The sequence below is a fragment of the Bacillus pumilus genome (assembly GCF_003431975.1).
GTDB lineage: Bacteria > Bacillota > Bacilli > Bacillales > Bacillaceae > Bacillus > Bacillus pumilus_N.
This window is the reverse complement of the sequence record NZ_CP027116.1, coordinates 3,632,286-3,652,111: the sequence shown is the minus strand read 5'-3', so window position 1 is coordinate 3,652,111 and position 19,826 is coordinate 3,632,286. Positions and strand designations below refer to the sequence as shown.

23 protein-coding genes are annotated in these 19,826 nt (G+C 43.6%); 17 read left to right on the top strand and 6 right to left on the bottom strand.

What is annotated here, in order from left to right; all coding sequences use genetic code 11:
- The first annotated feature begins 12 nt into the window (after window positions 1-12).
- Complete coding sequence (locus tag C5695_RS18970; protein WP_008359596.1) at window positions 13-267, top strand: hypothetical protein; 255 nt, start codon at window positions 13-15, stop codon at window positions 265-267.
- Between the two features lie 399 nt (window positions 268-666).
- Here C5695_RS18970 and C5695_RS18965 read toward each other — a convergent pair whose 3' ends face one another.
- Window positions 667-1,476, bottom strand: coding sequence for a bifunctional hydroxymethylpyrimidine kinase/phosphomethylpyrimidine kinase (locus C5695_RS18965; protein ID WP_117732486.1), 810 nt, complete (start codon window positions 1,474-1,476; stop codon window positions 667-669).
- A gap of 126 nt (window positions 1,477-1,602) precedes the next feature.
- Window positions 1,603-1,908: a general stress protein gene (locus tag C5695_RS18960; RefSeq protein ID WP_117732484.1), complete on the bottom strand. Its 306-nt coding sequence runs from the start codon at window positions 1,906-1,908 to the stop codon at window positions 1,603-1,605.
- Between the two features lie 128 nt (window positions 1,909-2,036).
- Here C5695_RS18960 and C5695_RS18955 point away from each other — a divergent pair, with 128 nt between their 5' ends.
- Both C5695_RS18955 and C5695_RS18950 read left to right on the top strand, forming a co-directional pair.
- Complete coding sequence (locus tag C5695_RS18955) at window positions 2,037-2,864, top strand: glycosyltransferase family 2 protein (RefSeq protein ID WP_117732482.1); 828 nt, start codon at window positions 2,037-2,039, stop codon at window positions 2,862-2,864.
- Window positions 2,861-3,541: a uracil-DNA glycosylase gene (locus tag C5695_RS18950; protein ID WP_117732480.1), complete on the top strand. Its 681-nt coding sequence runs from the start codon at window positions 2,861-2,863 to the stop codon at window positions 3,539-3,541. The genes C5695_RS18955 and C5695_RS18950 overlap by 4 nt, the downstream gene beginning before the upstream one ends.
- Window positions 3,542-3,574: 33 nt before the next feature.
- On the opposite strand, the gene C5695_RS18945 is transcribed toward C5695_RS18950, so the two are convergent.
- Window positions 3,575-4,933, bottom strand: a complete 1,359-nt coding sequence (locus C5695_RS18945) for an aldehyde dehydrogenase (RefSeq protein WP_117732478.1) — start codon at window positions 4,931-4,933, stop codon at window positions 3,575-3,577.
- Window positions 4,934-5,102: 169 nt separating this feature from the next.
- Between C5695_RS18945 and C5695_RS18940 the strand changes: the two genes are divergently transcribed.
- From C5695_RS18940 to C5695_RS18930, 3 genes are read left to right on the top strand one after another with little or no spacing between them, the layout of a single operon-like run.
- A complete protein-coding gene (locus C5695_RS18940; protein WP_117732476.1) occupies window positions 5,103-5,435 on the top strand; it encodes a YwdI family protein in 333 nt (110 codons plus the stop codon).
- A gap of 33 nt (window positions 5,436-5,468) precedes the next feature.
- Entirely contained in the window at window positions 5,469-6,788 is a 1,320-nt protein-coding gene (locus tag C5695_RS18935) for a purine/pyrimidine permease (protein ID WP_117732474.1), read from the top strand.
- A gap of 58 nt (window positions 6,789-6,846) precedes the next feature.
- Window positions 6,847-7,218, top strand: coding sequence for a DUF423 domain-containing protein (locus tag C5695_RS18930; protein ID WP_003215282.1), 372 nt, complete (start codon window positions 6,847-6,849; stop codon window positions 7,216-7,218).
- A gap of 41 nt (window positions 7,219-7,259) precedes the next feature.
- Here C5695_RS18930 and C5695_RS18925 read toward each other — a convergent pair whose 3' ends face one another.
- The 3 genes from C5695_RS18925 to C5695_RS18915 form a co-directional block, all read right to left on the bottom strand.
- The gene (locus C5695_RS18925; RefSeq protein WP_117732472.1) at window positions 7,260-7,877 is read right to left on the bottom strand and encodes a cupin domain-containing protein; all 618 of its coding nucleotides are present in this window, start codon (window positions 7,875-7,877) and stop codon (window positions 7,260-7,262) included.
- Between the two features lie 123 nt (window positions 7,878-8,000).
- Window positions 8,001-8,543: a spore coat protein GerQ gene (gene gerQ, locus C5695_RS18920; protein WP_117732470.1), complete on the bottom strand. Its 543-nt coding sequence runs from the start codon at window positions 8,541-8,543 to the stop codon at window positions 8,001-8,003.
- 223 nt (window positions 8,544-8,766) lie between these two features.
- On the bottom strand, window positions 8,767-9,441 hold the full coding sequence (locus C5695_RS18915) for a YIP1 family protein (RefSeq protein WP_117732468.1): 675 nt from the start codon (window positions 9,439-9,441) through the stop codon (window positions 8,767-8,769).
- Between the two features lie 175 nt (window positions 9,442-9,616).
- Here C5695_RS18915 and C5695_RS18910 point away from each other — a divergent pair, with 175 nt between their 5' ends.
- Genes C5695_RS18910 through C5695_RS18860 form a run of 11 tightly spaced genes read left to right on the top strand, consistent with a single transcriptional unit; the run spans window position 9,617 to window position 19,766 of the window.
- The gene (locus C5695_RS18910) at window positions 9,617-10,387 is read left to right on the top strand and encodes a glycosyltransferase family 2 protein (protein ID WP_187441856.1); all 771 of its coding nucleotides are present in this window, start codon (window positions 9,617-9,619) and stop codon (window positions 10,385-10,387) included.
- A gap of 5 nt (window positions 10,388-10,392) precedes the next feature.
- Complete coding sequence (locus tag C5695_RS18905) at window positions 10,393-11,805, top strand: capsular polysaccharide export protein, LipB/KpsS family (protein ID WP_117732464.1); 1,413 nt, start codon at window positions 10,393-10,395, stop codon at window positions 11,803-11,805.
- A gap of 18 nt (window positions 11,806-11,823) precedes the next feature.
- Window positions 11,824-13,002 carry a DegT/DnrJ/EryC1/StrS family aminotransferase gene (locus tag C5695_RS18900; protein ID WP_117732462.1) on the top strand — a complete coding sequence of 393 codons (1,179 nt, stop codon included), beginning with the start codon at window positions 11,824-11,826 and terminating at the stop codon, window positions 13,000-13,002.
- Window positions 12,999-13,874 (top strand): GNAT family N-acetyltransferase, encoded by an 876-nt coding sequence (locus tag C5695_RS18895; RefSeq protein ID WP_117732460.1) that lies wholly within the window; start codon window positions 12,999-13,001, stop codon window positions 13,872-13,874. The genes C5695_RS18900 and C5695_RS18895 overlap by 4 nt, the downstream gene beginning before the upstream one ends.
- A 1-nt stretch (window position 13,875) precedes the next feature.
- Window positions 13,876-15,000, top strand: coding sequence for an N-acetylneuraminate synthase family protein (locus C5695_RS18890; RefSeq protein WP_117732458.1), 1,125 nt, complete (start codon window positions 13,876-13,878; stop codon window positions 14,998-15,000).
- The gene (locus C5695_RS18885) at window positions 14,990-15,730 is read left to right on the top strand and encodes a cytidylyltransferase domain-containing protein (protein ID WP_117732456.1); all 741 of its coding nucleotides are present in this window, start codon (window positions 14,990-14,992) and stop codon (window positions 15,728-15,730) included. Before C5695_RS18890 ends, C5695_RS18885 begins: the two co-directional genes overlap by 11 nt.
- Window positions 15,727-16,755 (top strand): PseG/SpsG family protein, encoded by a 1,029-nt coding sequence (locus tag C5695_RS18880; RefSeq protein ID WP_117732454.1) that lies wholly within the window; start codon window positions 15,727-15,729, stop codon window positions 16,753-16,755. The genes C5695_RS18885 and C5695_RS18880 overlap by 4 nt, the downstream gene beginning before the upstream one ends.
- A 2-nt stretch (window positions 16,756-16,757) precedes the next feature.
- Window positions 16,758-17,498 (top strand): sugar phosphate nucleotidyltransferase, encoded by a 741-nt coding sequence (locus tag C5695_RS18875; RefSeq protein ID WP_117732452.1) that lies wholly within the window; start codon window positions 16,758-16,760, stop codon window positions 17,496-17,498.
- Window positions 17,495-18,460: a dTDP-glucose 4,6-dehydratase gene (gene rfbB, locus C5695_RS18870; protein ID WP_117732450.1), complete on the top strand. Its 966-nt coding sequence runs from the start codon at window positions 17,495-17,497 to the stop codon at window positions 18,458-18,460. The genes C5695_RS18875 and rfbB overlap by 4 nt, the downstream gene beginning before the upstream one ends.
- A gap of 3 nt (window positions 18,461-18,463) precedes the next feature.
- Window positions 18,464-19,318, top strand: coding sequence for a dTDP-4-dehydrorhamnose reductase (rfbD, locus tag C5695_RS18865; protein WP_117732448.1), 855 nt, complete (start codon window positions 18,464-18,466; stop codon window positions 19,316-19,318).
- Window positions 19,311-19,766 (top strand): dTDP-4-dehydrorhamnose 3,5-epimerase family protein, encoded by a 456-nt coding sequence (locus C5695_RS18860; protein WP_117732446.1) that lies wholly within the window; start codon window positions 19,311-19,313, stop codon window positions 19,764-19,766. Before rfbD ends, C5695_RS18860 begins: the two co-directional genes overlap by 8 nt.
- The last annotated feature ends 60 nt before the right edge of the window (window positions 19,767-19,826 follow it).

Genomic DNA, 19,826 nt, shown 5'->3' with positions numbered 1-19,826 from the left:
GGGGTTGTTTACTTGAATTCAAAACAGCAGCCGACGACTAGAAAACGCTTGGAGACAATGGCAGATCATGTTGAAGATAAACGTGAAGAATATAAAGAATTGCTCATTCAAGTCCAATCTATTCTCGGTGAACCTTCTCTAGAGCAGGAAGAATTAAAAGAGAAGCTGTCAGATACGTATAAACAAATGAAAGAATATGCCTTATTTGTTGAATCCATCGAAGCCTTTATTCGAAAAATGGCGAAAGAATCTGATCAGCAAAAGTAGGTATGAATGTATGATGAAAGAGTGTACCTGGGTGCGGGTATGCTTTTTTTATTTAAAGATCATGTACATCAGTTGCTACGAAAGAAGACTTATGGAAAAAGGGTACGGAAAGGTTTATTATCCAAGTTTACCCCTAGGAATACAGTTGGAGAGAAAATCCGATCGAGAGATTATGTTATCACTGGAAAATAAGCTATTGATGGCCGACTTTAAAGAGTTTTTATATCAACTCATTGAATCAGGTCGTTCATTTATCGAGTTTCTAAAAGTGATTACGGGAAGACCTGATGATAGATAGTGATTTACGTGATGAATTTGAGAGAATAGAGAAGATATACAAGAGCTTGTAAGTACAAATAAAAACCGATTCACCCAAGCGGCGAATCGGTTTTTTCTGTACTATTTGTCAAAACGATGAGCAGAATGCTTTGTTGGCCCGATGTATTCGTTTAGCTGGAAAGAGCCATTGATGGCAGCCGTGATGAATTCTTTTGCTGCATAAATGGCTTCTTTCACGTCTGAGCCTTTTGCTAGTTCAGCTGTGACTGCTGCTGAGAATGTGCAGCCTGCGCCGTGTGTGTATTCTGTGTCGATCTTATCTGTTTCAAGGTGTTCGAAGGTTTGTCCATCATAAAGCAAATCGATCGCTTTATCTTGGCTTAGCTTACCGCCTCCAGTGATGACCACATATTTGGCACCAAGTGCGTGAATGCGTTTTGCTGCTTCTTCCATTTGTTCGATCGTTTTGATCTCATCCATTCCACTTAATTGACTTGCTTCGAAAAGGTTAGGCGTGATGACGGTTGCCAGTGGCGCAAGCTTTTCGCGCAGTGCTTCAGCGTGCTCTGGGTAAAGGACTTCGTTCGCACCCTTACAAACCATCACAGGATCAATGACGACATTTTTTAAGTCGTATGTTTTGATCGTGTCCGCTGCAAGTTCGATCACGTCGACCGTTGGGAGCATACCCGTTTTCAGCGCATCTACCCCAATGCCTTCTACAATGGTAGAGAGCTGCGCACGGATCGTCGCCGTATCAATTGGGAACACCTGATGATCCCAATGATTATGAGGGTCCATTGCAACGACAACGGTTAAAGCTGTCATCCCGTAGACGTTTTTTTCTTGAAACGTTTTTAAATCTGCTTGGATACCTGCACCGCCGCTTGAATCCGAGCCTGCGATGGTGAGTGCTTTATTCATAGACATAGTTGCTGAACCTCCAATGTGATGTGTAACAGTTACTGTTCTACCTCTTATTATAATCAGCTTTCCCATTTATCACAATGAAACGACATAAAAAAGCGTTCCACCCTGTGAGGAACGCCTCATCCTTTACCTTTTACAAATCACCAATTTTCCTTTTTTCAATTCGTCTAAAAGTGTTAAGGCTAATGCCTGATCGGCGCCAACTGACATGATTTTGGCCATGAGCTCATCATCCCGAGTGCGGATGACATTGGCAAGTTGATCTAAAATTCCTTGATCGACCGCTGTCATGCTTTTGGCGTCCGTATGCTCCGTTATGGTATCAGAGCGTTCAGGATCATATGCAAAAACAAAAACGTCGTCCTTTGTAGAATGGATTTGTTCAATGGTCTGTTTCGCTTCTTTGCTATTTTCTACAGTGAAGTATTCCATCGTCATCACTCCTTTTCTTCAAAAATTCCCATTTTCCCGTCACATCAAACCGCCTTTTATATCATGAGAAGAATGTCATTTTATGTTTTAATGGAAAAAGACGAATCTATTAAAGGAGTAAGCTGCATATGAAGATTTCTTTATTAATTGTGACACATAACCGGCTCAGTGCACTGTGTGAGCTGCTTGAATCTATTACGAGACAAACCGTACAGCCTTTTGAAATTGTGGTCGTGAATGATGCAGGCGAGCGAGTCGACATCATCCAGGAACTCTACCCTGAACTACCGATCCGCTTGATCCATTTAGATGAGAATGTCCAGCATGTGAATGCTAGAAACGTGGGTGTGCGGGAGCTGACAGGCGATGTCATCATGCTGAGTGATGACGATGATTACTTTACACCTTGTCATATCGAACGAATGAGTAAGGCACTAGAGGACGCCGATTTTGTCTTCTCTGATGCAGAAATTGTGTCATTTGAAGAAAAAGGCGCGACCCGCTTCCCGGTGTCAAGACGTCTGTTTGCTTATACAGCCGCTATTGAGGATATGCGTGTGTTTTCTACCTATGTTCCTTCCGGCAGTATGTATAAACGCTGTATACACGATGAGATTGGCTATTTTGATCCAGCGATGCATCATTACTGGGATTGGGACTTTTTCTTACGTGTCGCGCAGCATGCCCGTGTCAAACGAGTGCCGGCTGCTAGCGTGATCTATGCGTTCTTTGACGGCGGTGGAAACCAATCTAGTGATCTTGGTGAAACAAGAAAGAACTACTTAGATGATCTGAGTGAAAAGCATGAGCTGGGTGATCTGCCGACAGCGAACTTTGCTGTCTTATTAGAAGAACCAGCGATGAAAAAACGAGAATCAGAGAGTGAGATTGTGTGGGACGGAAAACCGATGATCTCAAGACTAACGCAGCAGGTAGAGGGAGGAAAAACACAATGAAGCCATTTTTAAATGATAACTGGTGGGCGGTGATGGAAAGTGAGTTTGAGCAGCCGTATTATCAGGAATTACGTGAATGGATGAAGGAAGAATACCGCACGCAGACCGTTTTTCCGAAACCGGATGACGTTTATCGTGCGCTTCATTTGACGTCCTATGAAGAGGTCAAAGTGGTGATTTTGGGACAAGACCCTTATCATGGCCCAGGGCAGGCACATGGATTGAGCTTTTCTGTTCAGCCTGGCGTGAAACATCCGCCATCTTTGAGGAATATTTTTCAGGAGCTAAAGGATGATCTTGGCTGTCCTGTTCCAAACCATGGTTCACTTGTGAGCTGGGCAGAGCAAGGTGTGCTGCTCTTAAACACTGTATTGACCGTCAGAAAGGGCGAGGCGAATTCACATAAAGGCAAGGGCTGGGAGCGTGTGACAGACCGCGTCATTGATGTGCTGAATGAACGAGATCAGCCCGTTGTTTTTGTGCTATGGGGGAGACATGCTCAAAATAAGAAAGAACGCATTGATCAAAACAAGCATTACATCATTGAGTCACCTCATCCAAGTCCTTTTTCTGCACGAAACGGCTTTTTTGGCAGTCGTCCGTTTTCAAAAGTAAACGCCTATTTAAAGCAAATGGGGAATGATGAAATCAACTGGTGTATCCAAGATATTGAATAAAAAGAGGACGAGGGGAAAGCCCCTTCGTCCTGTTTATTTTAAAAATTTACGAACCAAGTCGAGTCCATTTTTCGCATTTGGATAACGGAAGGAAAAATCGAAGCGATTGGTTTGGCGCAGGACGCTTTTTTCATGTGTAAACGTAAAGAAGCTTTCTTTCCCATGATATCGTCCCATGCCGCTTTCGCCCACGCCTCCGAATGGCAGGTAAGGAGTAGCGACATGCATGAGCGTGTCATTGATACATCCTCCGCCAAATGAGAGATGGTCTAGAATATAGGATTCTGTTTCTTTACTTGTTGTAAATAGGTAAAGAGCAAGCGGCTTTGGTCTTGCTTTGATCATATGTGCTGCCTCATGCAGAGATTCGAAGGTCATGACAGGCAGAATCGGTCCGAAAATTTCCTCCTGCATGACAGGATCTTCCCATGTGATGTGGTCTAAAATGGTCGGTGCGATTTTGAGCTCGTCTTCATTGCGCTGTCCACCCGTAACGATCGTTCCATTTGAAAGGAATTGTGAGAGCCTGTCAAAGTGACGCTGGCTGACATTTTTCCCAAAGTGCGGATGTGTTTCAGGTTGTTCACCATAAAAGTCACGGATACAGGCTGTCATTTCGCGCAAAAGATCCTCTTTAATCGATTCATGAACAAGCAAATAGTCTGGTGCAATACACGTTTGACCAGCATTAGTGAATTTGCCGAAAGTGATGCGTTTCGCCGCTAGTTTGATGTCTGCATCAGGCATGACGATGCAAGGGCTTTTTCCGCCAAGCTCAAGTGTAACAGGGGTCAAATGCTTTGCAGCGGCTTCCATGACAACTTTGCCGACTGCCACACTGCCTGTAAAGAAGATATAATCAAAGGGCAGTTTCAGCAGCTCTGTACTGACTTCTACACCGCCTTCTACGACAGCTGCATGTTCTTTATGAAATACTTGCTCCACCATTGCACTGATCACTTGTGAGACTTGCGACGTCAGCTCAGACGGTTTTAAGATGACGGTATTACCTGCCGCAATGGCACCAACTAATGGAGAAAGGGCCAATTGGAAAGGATAATTCCAAGGGGCAATGATGAGCACACTTCCATAAGGTTCCTTGATGATCATGCTTTTCGATCCGATATGAGTCAGAGGCGTTCGCACGCGTGCTGGCTTTGCCCATTTGTGAAGGTGCTTGATGGTATGATTGATTTCTTCATACACCATCCCGATCTCTGTTGTATAGGCTTCCTGTTCGGATTTATGTAAATCATGGGCTAAGGCTTGTAAAATATCCTTCTCATGCTGTTTGATGGCTGCTTTTAAGTCTTTAAGGAGGCGGAGGCGTTCTTCAACCGGCGGCTTTTGAAAGACTTTTTGTTTCTGAAAAAGAGTAGTGAGTTTGTCCATTATTTAATCCTTTCATAAACGATGTTGTTTCTTTTATTATGTGTGAAGGGCTATGTCGGGTCAAATAAGAGGGACGTGAGCGCACTGCTTTGAAAAAATGAACCATTTCGTTTGTTCATTTGGTAAAATAATGTTGGAAAACGATTTTTTTAGATTGGAGGGTCTACCCTTGAATATTCATATATCAAGTCTGCTTCAAAAAATGGAAGAAGCGGTTCAAAAGGCGAAACAAAGTGGAAATGATGAAGAGGTGAAACGTCAAGTGGCGGCGATTTCTTCACTATGTGATGTCATTCTTGATGCCCCATCACAGATGCAAACGCCGCAGCCGACGGTCATCTCGCCATCTTCTTCGATACAGACACCGGCCGCGCCGTCTATGTCCCCAGATCATGCCATGCTAGAGAAGCTGATGGGCACTAGCGGTGCGAAGAAATTTCAGCATCAAGAAGAGAGGCAAAAAGAGAAAGATGGGAACGGTGATTCTATTTTTGATTTTTAATGGTCTTGTCACGACAAAGGGAAGGTGATCGGGTTGAAACTATTTTTGGGCGCCATTCAGTGGATGGCATTTTTTATCGCAGCTTCTATTGCTGTACCCATTGCGATTGCACAAGCGTTTGAATTGAACCAAGTGCAGGCGGCGGAGCTGATTCAGAGTACATTCTTTTCACTTGGTCTTGTGGCGATGGTGCAGTGTTTATGTGGCCATATGCTGCCGATCAACGAAAGTCCAGCTGGGCTTTGGTGGGGTGTGTATACCCTTTATGCAGGCATGACAGGAACAATCTTTGCGACGTATCCTGAAACCCTGCAAGCTTTACAAGGGGCTTTAATTTTTAGTGCGGCTTTCTTTTTTATTTTTAGTCTTTTTAAAATTATTAATTGGCTTGCGTCTTTATTTACGCCAGTCGTTACAGGCATTTACTTGCTGCTCTTAGTTGTACAGCTAAGTCAGCCGATCATGAAAGGACTGATGGGCATTGGCTATCGAGGAAATCAGGTGGACGGGCTTGTCTTTTGCTTATCGATCTTGATTATTATCCTGACCTTCATGATCAGCCGCTCAAAATGGCATTATTTAAGGCAGTTTTCTGTGTTGTTTGCCCTTGCAGGCGGATGGCTGATATTCGCTCTACTTGGATTGGCGAAGCCGGTTCGAATTCCAGAACAAATCATCGAGTTTCCAAAGCTGTTCCCATTCGGCATGCCGGTCTTTGACAGTGGATTACTTGTCACGTCCTTTTTTATTACGATCTTACTCATTGTGAACATGCTAGCAAGTATTCGAATTGTGGAAAGTTCAGTGAAGGCATTTGGCGAACTGCGTGAGCGCAAGAGAGCTCGGCCGGCTGGTTTTGTCGCAGCATTTGGTCATTTACTGAGCGGATTGATCGGTGCGATTGCGCCTGTACCTATTTCGGGGGCAGCAGGATTTATCCAGACAACAAAAATTCCGTCGAGAAAACCATTTTTCATAGGAAGTCTACTCATTGTACTCATTAGTTTATTCCCGCTGCTCATGAGCTTCTTCTCCGCAATGCCATCACCTGTGGGGCTTGCTGTAAACTTTGTGGTGTTCTCCTCTATGATTGGGATTGCGATGTCTGAGTTTGATCAGTATGAAAAAGAAGAAATTCCACGGATTCGCTTTGTCCTAGGGATTGCGGTGTTAGCAGGTGTGGGGGCAATGTTTGTACCGCAGGGAGCTTTGAAAGGTATGCATCCTGTACTCATTTCATTATTAAGCAATGGTCTGGTTCTAGGTACACTCATTGCGATCGTGGTCGATCAAATTCTCTTACGAAAGAAGAAGAAATCCGACAATCTCGTGTCAACGCAAAGGGAAAGTTGAATGTCGTCTGTCACCCGCGCTATGATAAACATAACTGACGAGATAAGGAGAATGACGAATGAAACTATTTTTCATTTTAGGTGCGATTAATGCGATGCTTGCTGTTGGGCTTGGAGCCTTCGGTGCGCATGGATTGGAAGGGAAAATTCCTGAAAAGTATATAGAGATCTGGAACAAAGGGGTTCAATATCAGATGTTCCATGCGATTGGACTATTTATTGTTGCTTTTCTTGCAGATAAGCTGTCAGGTGTTTCCTTAGTTCCAACTGCTGGCTGGGTGATGCTTGCAGGCATCCTTTTCTTCTCGGGAAGCCTTTATGTACTGGCATTGACTCAGGTGAAGATTCTAGGTGCCATTACCCCAATTGGCGGAGTGGCGTTTATCGCTTCTTGGATCATGCTTGTCATTGCAGCAGCAAAAAATTTATAATCCAAAAAACCGATGCTCTGAGAGGGGCATCGGTTTTTTTCTTAATTCCAGTAGGGGGCGTAGTTGGGCGGTGCTTGGTAATAAGGGACGTAGTGAGACGGAGGGACAGGATGTGTCTGAGGCGTCTCCTCCCGGTGGCAAAATGGCCCGATAAACGCACTAGGCTTCACAGGCTGTGTCGCTTGCTTCCACTGTGTTTCGTTCATGCAATACGTATGTGCCATGATGTGAGCAGGGGTGAGGGTAAGAAGGTCTGAGCCTAGGATCACTTCAGGCGTAGATGCGTTAAAAATAGCTAACAAATGAGTTTTGTCTTGAAGGGCAACTTCATAGTGCCACCAGCCTTGAGGGACGTTTGCTACCTGTCCAGGGGTAATGGTATAGGTGTGCAATTTTTTTGTAAATGGATTCAGCATCGAGACGGCTGCAGAGCCGGATATACAATAAACAAGTTCTGCGGCATTTTGATGATAATGAGGCTCTACGACTTTGCTTTTACTCAAATATATATCCAGAAGGGATACTTGATCCAACGAGTTTAATTGTTGTTTTCCTAAAACATTAATCAGATTATGCTGATCATATTTCACAAGGGGGCTTTGATTTAGATCATATGAATATTTGACATTGGGTGATGTATAATCCAGCTCAACGGTCATTGATGTCACCTCTAGGTGTTTGATAAAAACTACTAGGCATCTTATGATCAGCAGTCTAAAGGTGTGTCAAAAACCTAATCAAAAGAAAAAAGCAAGGGCCTCTGCACCTTGCTTTGCGATGATCTATCTCGGAGAATATGTGGACATAGAGTATGGATAGTCGTATTGAATCTCCCCATCAAACGTAATGTAATCAAGGTAGATCGTTAATAGTAAGTATCGTGTTCCTGACTTGTTATCACTAATGATAATGTGGTCACGTCCTGCAGCTTCAATGACGCCTCTGAAAATCTTCGAGTTCCATTCCTTACTCGCCTCAAATGTCATATAAATCGTGGCTACCTTGCCGCGGTTCAATCGTAAAATATTTTCAATATAGGACTGTTCAAGCGGAAGCTGACCGGTGACGTTCTGCTGATAAATCGGTCCAGAAGGAATTTGATACGGCTGACCGCCACTCTGCGAGCCTTGCCCCCCTTGTAATGTACCAGTAGACGGCATTGGCGAAAATCCCTGCTGCATTTGTCCTTGCATTTGACCCTGCGTTTGGGGAGGGACTGAATAACCCATCTGCTGCGCAGGATACGGATTTGCTCCATATTGTTGCTGGCGAAAATCTTGACCTTCGAAACCCGAACCTTGCCCAAATTGATTTTTCAATTTCATAACGTTCCTCCTCTTTCCTCATGGTGTTCTAAACAGAAGGCGCTTAAGCACCTGTTGTTTCCATAGCATTCTTTCTCTCTTTCACACTATGAGACAGGAGGGGAGAATATGTACATTCAACGAAAAAAAGGAACTGCGGTGCAGTTCCATAGGCGCGGACAAACCCTCGCATTCTTTGTCAGGTCTGTGCTTCGTTGCTTACGAATATGATGTGCAATCTTCCTTACATTATCCAATTTAAAGCCCGATGGACATCAAATAAAAGTGTCATGATGAGAAAACATGCCGCAAGCGGTGTAATCACAATAAGAAAGGCTTGCCATAATTTCAGCTTCATTACAGCGACAATGCCTAAAACAGTCATTCCCAATATCCACGTCTTTGCATAAGCGTCAATCAATGTTAAAAAATCGAGATAATACCAAACTTCATAATGCTGATCTAAGTAAGGTGAGATTTTGACAAACGTGTACGGACCGAGCATTCCAATCGTGAAAATCCAACTGAGTGCAAATAAAGCAGAAGGGAAAAAGACCGTCAGCGTGCAGGCTTTCAGTACACCTCGATACGCCGTTTGAATACCGAAAAAAAGACGCCCCAACCATTTTAGGATGAGTACACCGAAAAATAGCCCAAGATTACCTGCTAGAATACCATATCCCGCACCTTGTAACAGAATAAAAGGAAATGGAATATGATTGCCCATATACTCGCTAAAATACCCTTCGTAGACCCAGCCCGTACCAGCGATACTTGCAAGGAGCATCATCAGCCAAATTGGAATAGAGGAATGTCGATATGATCGGACAATCGTTTTTGTCGCCACAAAAATTCTAAAAAATCGAAAAAATCCTTTTGCTTCTTCTTCTTGGGAGAGATCACTCTTCATAGCTTCCAATGTTTTTTACTCCTTTAATACACATAAATGATTACTTATATTACCAAAAATTTCACGTTTTTCAAAGATAAGATCGATAAAAAATACAATTTTATAAAAAATAGGTCATTCTACAGTCTCTTTAAGAGAAGACACATATAGTAATCATAGTTTAAAAGAGACTGAGGTGAAAACTTTGACAAAAGTAACTGTCATTATGACGAGCTACAACAAGGCGGATTATGTTGGCAGATCGATTGAAGCGGTGCTGCAACAGACTTTGTCAGATCTTGAACTTTTTATCATGGATGATGGATCAAACGGAAAAACTCTGGCTGCTATTGAGCCTTTTCGCAAGGATCCGCGCGTCCATTTTATCCAAAGCGGTGTCAAAACGCTGAAAGAAAGAACGGCGAAAACCCGCTATGCCGTACTCATTAATCAGGCATTAGAAATGGCGAAGGGCGAATATATTTCCTATGCGACAGATGACAATGTCTATGCGCCGGAACGTTTAGAGAAGCTCACGAATTATTTAGATGCCCGTCCAAATGAAAATATTGTCTACTCTGGTTCAAAAGTTATCTATTTAAATAGCAAAAAAGAGCCAGTAAAGGAAATCGTTCGTCGTGCGCAAACTGTGCAATGGAATGCACCATGTGCCATTGATCATTGCTCAGTTGTTCATCGCGCGTCCATTTTAAAAAGAATTCATGCTGAGTTTAAATCTTACTGGGACGAGAGTCCGCGTTTTTATCAGTTAGGGGATGCTCGATTCTTTTTTAGATTAAATCATTTTTATCCGTTCTATCCTTATAACGAAGTACTCGATACGAATTACATCACAGAACAGTCGATTCATTATCAGCTGGCAGAAAAAGAAAAAAGTGACTTTGTAAAAGCACTTCCCCCGCAGTCTTCCTGTTGGGAGCTTCGTCGAGTATTAAAAAAGAGATATGGGAGGTAACCTGAATGACGCACTATATTCATCATTATTGGCAGGTATACTTTGAGTATGTGAATTTAATGAAAGGCTTGTCTTACCGTCAAATTCCTCTTGGATTAATCAGCAATTTTTATCAATATATCAGCCCAGAGGTCAGAGAACGAATGGAAGATGAAGCGTTTGGTCACAAACTGACTACCACTCGTCCTTTGCCGCAAGACATTCAGCCATTTTTTGATCAGCACAAACAAAAGATTAAGCGTATCGCATATCGTCCGGCAGGTGGAAAGGCATTGCTTCACTTCGAACACCTACGCTTTACTGAAAATAATTATAAACGATTTCATCCGAACAAAACGGTGGTGTTGGCCCGCTGGAAAAAGGCTGATTATTTCGGATTACCAGTTATCAGTAAGCCGGATTTAGTGGGAGAGGTTAATAATAAAGCCCATGCTAAATATATTAAAAAAGCAAACGCTCTACTGAAACCTTACGCGCAGCATCCTGTTTTTGGAAATGATTTTTTTCAAGAAAAACTTCGGAAGGACATTGTGCAATTTATTGATGTGATTGACCAGACAGAGGCGTTATTTCAAAAGCATCCAATTGCAGCCGTTGTTGTTGGTACGACGGAGGATGTTTACAGCCGAGTGCTGGCTTTGCAAACAGTGAAGCGTCAAATCACTAGTATTTGTCTTCAGCATGGTGCGCTCATGGGTGATGAAGCCTTTTTACCGATTTTCACAACACTTCATGGGGTGTTTGGGAAGTATGAAAAGGACTGGTATGTAGACAAAGGGTGTCAGCCTGAACAGGTGGAGATGACGGGGCATCCAAGGTTTGATTTGGTGCATGAACGAAAGCCACTTCAACAGGATTTGCTGTTTCGTAAATTAAATTTCAGCCCAGCCAAAAAGACAGTACTTGTGGCGACGCAGCCATTTTCAGAGGCCTTTTATGGAAATGTCCTTAAAACGCTTGCAAAACAGAAAGATACCCAGCTGATCATCAAGCCGCACCCATGGGAAATGGCCCGAAACCGCTTAAAAGATTATGAGGCCATTGAGCGGGGAGCGAGCCAAGTGAGATTGATTAAAAAAGAAATCGACTTATATGACCTGCTGCCATATATGGATATGGTCATTACGCTTACATCAACTGTCGGGCTTGAAGCCATGCTGTTTAAAAAAAGTGTGTTGATTGGGAAGATGACAGAAGGGAGAAGGTACCCTTATTATGAGTCGTTTGGCAGCTATCATATGGAAAATCCAGTTGAACTTGCTGAGAGAGCGATCCATATTTTGTCGGATGAACAAGAGATGAAGCTGTCTAAACAGCAAGGTGCCCTTTTTGTTAAAGAAAATTATCCACATGTGCATTCTACCGATGTTCTGCTTTCTCTGCTTAAAACAAAAACAGGTGTGGATTTTAAGAGATAAGAAAAGGGGGCAAGTGATATGGAACAAAAGAGAACACAATTTCTCCCTTATGCACTGCCTTTGATTGAACAGGAAGAAATTGATGCAGTCATTGGAACATTAAAGTCCGGCTGGCTGTCAACCGGACCAAAAGTAAGGCAGTTTGAAGAAGAATTTAGACAGCTGACAGGTGCAAAACACGCGATAGCTGTCAATTCATGTACAGCTGCTCTATTTTTAGCGTTAAAGGCGAGAGGCATTGGGGCTGGTGATGAGGTGATCACAACGCCTCTGACGTTCTGCGCAACAGCGAATACGATCATCCATACGGGGGCAGCACCTATCTTCGTGGATATTGATCCTGCGACACTCAATCTGGATGCGGAGAAAGTAGAAGCGGCCATCACACCACATACAAAAGCGATTGTACCTGTTCATTTTGCTGGTCAATCATGTGATATGGACCGTATTTTAGCCATTGCCAAAAAATATGATTTGTTTGTGCTTGAGGATGCCGCCCATGCCCTCTATACGACGTATGACGATCAGCCCATTGGATCAATTGGTGATGCGACCGCCTTTAGCTTTTATGCAACGAAAAATATAGCGACCGGAGAAGGCGGCATGCTGACGACAAATGATGATGCACTTGCAGCTCGAATCAGAAGACTAGCGCTCCACGGAATGAGTAAGGGAGCGTGGAATCGCTATGGAGAAAAGGGAACGTGGTATTACGAGGTCGAGGAACCCGGCTATAAAATGAACATGTTTGACGTGCAAGCATCGTTAGGGCTCGTTCAGCTAAGCCGGCTGGAAAATATGCAGACCCGCAGAGAACAGATTGCAAAGGCATACAACCAGGCTTTTCAAAAAGAAGCAGGTTTGATCTTACCGCCTGTCCACGACAAGGGAAGACATGCGTGGCATTTGTATGTGCTGCAAGTTGATCCAGAAGAAGCATTCATCACACGAGATGACATGATTGATCAGCTACAAAAGGAGTATAAAATTGGCACGAGCGTTCACTTTATTCCTGTTCATTTTCATCCATATTACAAGCAAACCTACAACTATTCACCAAAGGATTTCCCTGAATCACTCACTTATTACAAACGAACTCTTTCACTCCCGCTTTATCCAAGTATGACAGATGAAGATGTGCAGGATGTCATCACCGCAGTGTTGTCTATTTTAAAAGATAAGAAGGCATCGTCATGAAGGTCGTTCATGCAATAGACGATCAGATGCTTGCCGCTTGGCTAGAGAAATATGATCATCGGGCGGAATACATGAACGGTTTCAAACAATTTGCCCTCGTCAGCGGCGCCCAGCTCAAAGCGGTGCTGTTATACGACTGGTCTAAATGGGAGAGTGGCATTTTTAATCAGCATATTTTTCATGTGAAGTTTGTGGAAGCTGAATCAGCGCTACTCTTTAAAGAATTGATGGAGCGATTCATCATTTGGATGAGAAGCGAAAAATGCGATTTCTTCTTTTTACGACTTGATGCGGCTGATCTTGAAAAAAACCGTATTGTCCAAAAACTATCACATGTGTATTATGTCGGCGGTCTCACTAGACTTGAGGCACCGCCTGCTCAAATGGAGATGCCATTATCAGGTCAAGATGTGGTGATTAGTCTGCCGGATGAAAAGGAATACGATGAGGCGGTTTCACTCGGTGGTCAGGCTTTTGTGAAAAGCCGCTATGCACTTGATCCATATCTAGACCAGCATGTTGTTCAGCATTTCTATCAGGAGTGGATGAGGAATAATTTGTATGGGCGTGCAGATATCAATCTCGTAGCAAAGCTGAACGATGAAGTGGTGGGCATGATTCAAGGAAAGGCCATAGATAATAAAATGGGGATTGAGCTTTTTGCCATTAGATCAGATATTCAGGGAAAAGGGATCGGAAAAAGGTTGTTTGTAGAGATGATGAAAGTATCTCATGACAGACAATATAGCTTCATCTCCGCTGGAACGCAGCTGCATAACATTCCTGCGATCCAGCTGTACGAGAAGATGGGATTTAGGACAATGAATACTTTTCTGTATTACCATGTATGGCCGAAAAAAGGAGAGAGGTAAGATGGCGCATTTCTATATTGGAGATCGCAAAGTGGGGGATGGTGCGCCTGTTTTTATCATTGCAGAGGCAGGCATTAACCACGATGGAAAGTTGGATCAGGCGCTTGCTTTGATTGATGTGGCAAAAGAAGCAGGTGCCGATGCGGTAAAGTTTCAAATGTTCCAAGCTGATCGGATGTATCAAAAGGAACCTGGTTTATACGAAACAGCTAAGGGAGAAGAAGTATCCATTTTTTCTTTAGTAGAACAAATGGAGCTGCCGCCAGAATGGCTGCCGGCGCTATTGACGCGCTGTGAGGAAAAAGGGCTGATCTTTTTAAGCACAGTGTGTGACGAGGAATCTGCTGATCTATTGAATCAAACCGATCCGCCAGCGTTCAAACTGGCATCCTATGAAATCAATCATTTGCCTTTGATGCGTCACACGGCTTCTTTTCAAAAGCCTATTATTTTTTCAACAGCCGGAGCAACCATTGCAGATGTACATGAAGCATATGAGGCAATTACAAGTGAGCAAAATCATCAGGTTGCCATCATGCATTGCGTCGCAAAGTATCCGGCTCCTAGAGCTTACACGAACCTTCGTGTGCTCCAAACCTTAGCCTCCGCTTTTCCTGGGGCAGTCATCGGCTTTTCCGATCATAGTGAGCATCCAACTGAAGCGCCTGTTGCCGCTGTGAAGCTTGGGGCAGCAATGATTGAAAAGCATTTTACCGTAGATAAGACGCTGCTTGGCGCCGATCATTCCTTTGCACTTGATCCAGAGGAATTAAAGGAAATGGTTCAGCATATTCGAGCGGCTGAAAAGGACCGAAAGCAATCAGAAACAGACGCTCATTCTGTGTCAGAGGAGCTCCTTGGCAGTTCTTATAAAACGACAACAGCCATTGAAGGGCCGATTCGTGAATTTGCGTATCGAGGGATTTTTACGACAAAAGGTATTGCAAAGGGCGAGGCGTTGACAGCGGAAAACCTAGCTGTATTACGTCCAGGACAAAAAAGCCAAGGTCTTCATCCAAGGTACATGGAGATTTTACTTGGCACAAAGGCTGTCAGAGACATCCCAGCCCATACAGGCGTTTCGTGGAAAGATGTGCTCATGCAGGAGTCCCGACATGATCAATGATGTACTCTTTGTCATACAGGCTAGAATGGGCTCAACAAGACTGCCAAAAAAGGTGATGAAGCCGATAGGTGGTATGGCGCTAATTGATTTCATCGTTGAACGGGTAAAGCAATCAGATCATTACAATCACAAAACGCAGAACCTCATGATCGCCACAACAGTCGAAGCAGAAGATGACCTGTTGGCTCATTATTGTTTATCAAAAGGCTATAAGGTATTTCGTGGCAGTGAGATGGATGTATTGCATCGATTCGCACAAATCGTCCAGCATTTTGAACCACAAACTATTGTGCGTTTAACAGGAGATAATCCATTTATAGATCCGGCGCTTTTGTCGAAAATGCTTGAAGAACATAGACAGAGGAAGGCTGATTACACGTATACGACTGGAACGCCACTCGGTATTTCCGGGGAAATCATCAATGCAACCATTTTACGTGAAATCGACAATTTTCCCCTCGCGCAGCCGGAACGTGAGCATGTCACGTTGTATATCCGTAAGCATCCTGAACGATTTCAACTGCAATTATTCACACCGCCCAAAGAACTCGCATATCCTGCTTATCGATTCACAATTGATACAGAAGAAGATTACGTATTTGCCACCCATTTACTTGAGAAAGCTGGTGGAGCTATTGCTATGCCTACAGCTGAGCTCATCACCATTTGTGAACAAGATCCTGATATTGTTCGGTTGAATCAATTTGTGAGACAGAAGGATGCTGAATGAATAAAAAAATCATGATTGTTGTGTACGGTGGTTTTTTAAGAGGGATGGGGCATGTCGTCAGAATGAAAAGGCTGGCAAAGGAATTGATTCAAGAAGGAGACGACTTATATTTCTATACAAATGAACAGATGTGTGTAGAAATGCTCTCACATCCAGAGTGGCACGTTCATTTGGTGCAGGAATCAAACGTATCCCTTCAAATGGAGCAGGATATCAAAGAGCTGCATCCTGATCTTCTATTGGTTGATGTCCTTGACTGTGACCTTCAGTTCCTTCGGTCGATCAAATCGTCCTCTCGGTATGCAAAGCTGGTCTTGTTTGAGGAAGAAAGAGCAGAAGCCTGCCAGCTTGCCGATGCTGTCGTAAACGGCATTTATGGTGGTTTGGACGAAAAGCACCTGCAAGTAAATGGAACGGACTATTTCTATGGAACACCTTATTTATTGTTAGATCACGAGATCAGCAAATTAAAAGACACATATGAGGTTCGAAAAGAATGCAAAAAGGTGGTTGTCAGCCTTGGGGGAAGTGATCCAGGTGGATTGTTATTAAAGGTTGTATCTTCACTCCTTGAAGCTAGGCATTTACACATTCTAGCAGTTGCGGGAAAAGCCTCTCGTGTCGAAGAACAAATCGAGGCTGCACATATTCAATTCATTCGCCATACGGATCAATTACCTGCCCATCTTGCGGAAGCCGATCTGGCGATTGTTGCTGGCGGGATGACGTTATATGAGGCCGTCTGTATCGGAGTACCCAGTATTGTCCTTTCACAAGTAGACCACCAAGCAGTGACTGCCGCTCGTTTTGCGCAAAATGGAGCCTGTCATCATCTTGGATTAGGTGATCTTGTGGATGAAAAGGATATCTGGCGTGCTGCTCGAAGACTTTCCGGCAGCTACTTTCTCCGCAGGAGCATTCATCTCAATGGACGATCACTCATTGATGGAAAAGGAACCGAACGAGTGAAAAACATTCTTATACACCTCATGAACCATCATCAAAAAGAACATAAGGATGTGTAGATGTGAAGGGAGTTATTTTAGCAGGAGGAAAGGGGTCACGACTGGCACCTTTAACGAAGATTTTCAATAAACATTTACTGCCGGTTGGCTCATATCCAATGATTTATTGGTCATTGTTCAAACTGAAAGAAGCGGGAATTTTGGATGTAATGCTCATATCACAAGAAGAACAAATCCCGCTGTTTCAAAAGCTGCTTGAAGGTGATCAGGAACTTGGGATGAACATTGTGTATCAGGTCCAGCCTGAAGCTTCTGGGATTTCAGACGGTTTATCCTATGCAAAGCCCTTTGTAGAAGGGGAGAAGTTTGTGTTGATGCTTGGTGATAATGTGTTTGAGGATTCGCTCACTCCTTTTGTTGAAGCCTTTCAGCAGCAGGAAGACGGAGCGAAGGTTCTGTTGAAAGAAGTGGCAGATCCAAAGCGGTTTGGCATTGCAGAGATTGATGCCGCCCACCACCGAATTGTATCAATTGAGGAAAAACCAGAACACCCGCGTTCATCCTTCTGTGTCACGGGTATCTATTTTTATGATCAAGAAGTCTTTCAATACATTGAAAGAATCTCGCCGTCAGATCGGGGCGAATTAGAGATTACAGATGTAAACAATCTCTATATCTCAAATAGTCAGCTAACCTATGATATGTTAAAAGGGTGGTGGATAGATGCAGGAACACATGAATCTCTCCACCAAGCATCTACGAAAATGTTTGAAACGATGAAGAAAAAAGAGGGATACGAATGACGAAGTCTTATTTCATTACAGGCGGAGCCGGATTTATTGGGCTAAATTTTGTGAAGCTACTGCTCCAGGAAAAAGATGTCCGGCTCACTGTTTTTGACAAATTAACATATGCCAGTCATCCAGAGGAGATGGAGGAATTATTAAAACTGTCTCATTTTCGTTTTATTCAAGGGGATATCACCCTTCAGCATGAGCTGGATCAGGCATTTGATGAAGTCTATGATGCCATCATTCATTTTGCGGCAGAATCGCATGTTGATCGCAGTATTGAATCGGCAGAGCCTTTTATTCAAACCAATGTCCTCGGTACCTATCGTATGCTGGAGGCAGTCTTAAAGGGAAAGGCAAAAAAACTCATTCATATTTCAACAGACGAAGTATATGGAGATTTGGAGCTGGATGATCCTGCTTTCACAGAACAAACACCACTTTCACCGAATAATCCTTATTCAGCAAGCAAGGCGAGTTCAGACCTGCTTGTGAAATCTTATATCCACACTCATCAATTACCCGCAATGATCACACGATGCAGCAATAACTACGGACCGTATCAGCACGAGGAAAAATTAATACCAACGATTATTAGAAAAGCAATCAATGGAGAAAAGATCCCGATTTATGGGGACGGCCAGCAGATTCGCGATTGGCTGTATGTAGAGGATCATGCGAGAGCTGTGAAGCAGGTTCTAGACAATGGAACAGCTGGGCAGGTGTACAATATTGGCGGCGGCAACGAGAAGACGAATCTCGATTTGACCAAAACCATCCTGGCGCAGCTTGGGATCAGTCATGACCGTATTTCGTTTGTTGAAGACAGAAAAGGGCATGACAGACGATATGCCATTGATGCCAGCAAGCTAAAAGGGGAGCTGGACTGGACGCAGGAGACGTCATTTGAAGCAGGTATTGAAAAAACGATCAATTGGTATCGTGCCAAATATGATCAGAGCGAAGAAGGGTGACGGATGAAAGTTTTAATCACCGGTGCAGGCGGCCAATTAGGGAAGGAATTGAGCAGACAGCTTAAGGAAAAAGACATAACCGTCATTGCCTTAACGAGGAGCATGCTCAATATCGCAGACCAGCAAGCAGTCAGACACGCGATGAGACACTTTCGGCCTAATATTGTTGTCAGTGCAGCAGCATATACCTCTGTTGATCAGTGTGAAACAGAAACGGAAAAAGCGTATCTTGTTAATGGCATTGGCGCGTACTATACAGCGCTTGAAGCAAAGAGTGTAGGGGCTGATGTGTTACATGTCAGTACAGATTATGTGTTTGACGGGCAGGCAGACACTCCTTACCAAGTCGATGCACAAGCAGATCCTCAAACCATTTATGGAAAGAGTAAAAAGCTTGGTGAGGAATTGATTCATCTTGTATCAGATGAAGTGAAAATCATCCGTACATCTTGGCTATACGGACATGAGGGACATAATTTTGTGAATACCATCCTTCGGCTCGCAGAAACAAAGGATCATTTGCGCATCGTGAACGATCAAGTAGGTTCACCTACTTATACAAAAGATGTCGCAGATGCCATCATTCATTTGTTTGATCAAAAGGCAGGAATTTACCATGTCAGTAATCGGGACAGCTGTTCCTGGTTTGACTTTGCGTCAGAAATTGTGGCGAAAAGCGACCTGTCTACAGCCATTGAGCCAATTTCCACGGAAGAGTACGGCTTCCAAACGCCTCGTCCAGCCTATTCTGTGTTAGACCTTCAAGGAATTGAAGCTACAGGCTGGCAGCCGAGACATTGGAAGGATGCACTTCACGAATATTTGCAGAAAGAAGGGAGATGGCATCAGCATGATTGAAGGTGTACAAACGAAAAAACTTATGAAACATTGTGATGATCGCGGCTTTTTTGCAGAACTCATTCGAGATGATGAGCCGATGTTGAAACGCTTTGGTCAGGCATCGTGGTCGAAAAGCTTTCCAGGAGTGATCAAAGCCTTTCATTATCATGAAAAACAAGATGACGTTTGGTTTTTCCCCGTAGGTCATGCCCAGGTCGTTTTATACGATTTGCGTGAAGATTCCCCTACAAAGGGTCAAACCGATGTGTATTATATGGGCGAAGATAATCCTATGCTGCTCCTCATCCCAAAGGGTGTCGCACATGGCTACCGGGTACTAGGCGAGACGCCGCTGCAAATCGTGTATTTTACGACAGAATCCTATGACCCGAAAAACCCAGATGAAAAGAGAATCGCTTGGAATGACGAGGCGATCGGATTTAATTGGGAAACGACATTTAAATAGAGAACAGAGGCCTTTCGCAGGAGAAAGGTCTTTTTTTGTTGAAATACATTCTATAAGTGT

Excerpts from the sequence above, each read along its gene's own strand:
- C5695_RS18965 (WP_117732486.1), bottom strand. The coding sequence starts at position 1,476 with ATGTCTATGAATAAAGCACTCACCATCGCAGGCTCGGATTCAAGCGGC.
- C5695_RS18960 (WP_117732484.1), bottom strand. The coding sequence starts at position 1,908 with ATGGAATACTTCACTGTAGAAAATAGCAAAGAAGCGAAACAGACCATT.
- C5695_RS18955 (WP_117732482.1), top strand. The coding sequence starts at position 2,037 with ATGAAGATTTCTTTATTAATTGTGACACATAACCGGCTCAGTGCACTG.
- C5695_RS18950 (WP_117732480.1), top strand. The coding sequence starts at position 2,861 with ATGAAGCCATTTTTAAATGATAACTGGTGGGCGGTGATGGAAAGTGAG.
- C5695_RS18945 (WP_117732478.1), bottom strand. The coding sequence starts at position 4,933 with ATGGACAAACTCACTACTCTTTTTCAGAAACAAAAAGTCTTTCAAAAG.
- C5695_RS18930 (WP_003215282.1), top strand. The coding sequence starts at position 6,847 with ATGAAACTATTTTTCATTTTAGGTGCGATTAATGCGATGCTTGCTGTT.
- C5695_RS18925 (WP_117732472.1), bottom strand. The coding sequence starts at position 7,877 with ATGACCGTTGAGCTGGATTATACATCACCCAATGTCAAATATTCATAT.
- gerQ (WP_117732470.1), bottom strand. The coding sequence starts at position 8,543 with ATGAAATTGAAAAATCAATTTGGGCAAGGTTCGGGTTTCGAAGGTCAA.
- C5695_RS18905 (WP_117732464.1), top strand. The coding sequence starts at position 10,393 with ATGACGCACTATATTCATCATTATTGGCAGGTATACTTTGAGTATGTG.
- C5695_RS18900 (WP_117732462.1), top strand. The coding sequence starts at position 11,824 with ATGGAACAAAAGAGAACACAATTTCTCCCTTATGCACTGCCTTTGATT.
- C5695_RS18895 (WP_117732460.1), top strand. The coding sequence starts at position 12,999 with ATGAAGGTCGTTCATGCAATAGACGATCAGATGCTTGCCGCTTGGCTA.
- C5695_RS18890 (WP_117732458.1), top strand. The coding sequence starts at position 13,876 with ATGGCGCATTTCTATATTGGAGATCGCAAAGTGGGGGATGGTGCGCCT.
- C5695_RS18885 (WP_117732456.1), top strand. The coding sequence starts at position 14,990 with ATGATCAATGATGTACTCTTTGTCATACAGGCTAGAATGGGCTCAACA.
- C5695_RS18880 (WP_117732454.1), top strand. The coding sequence starts at position 15,727 with ATGAATAAAAAAATCATGATTGTTGTGTACGGTGGTTTTTTAAGAGGG.
- rfbB (WP_117732450.1), top strand. The coding sequence starts at position 17,495 with ATGACGAAGTCTTATTTCATTACAGGCGGAGCCGGATTTATTGGGCTA.
- rfbD (WP_117732448.1), top strand. The coding sequence starts at position 18,464 with ATGAAAGTTTTAATCACCGGTGCAGGCGGCCAATTAGGGAAGGAATTG.
- C5695_RS18860 (WP_117732446.1), top strand. The coding sequence starts at position 19,311 with ATGATTGAAGGTGTACAAACGAAAAAACTTATGAAACATTGTGATGAT.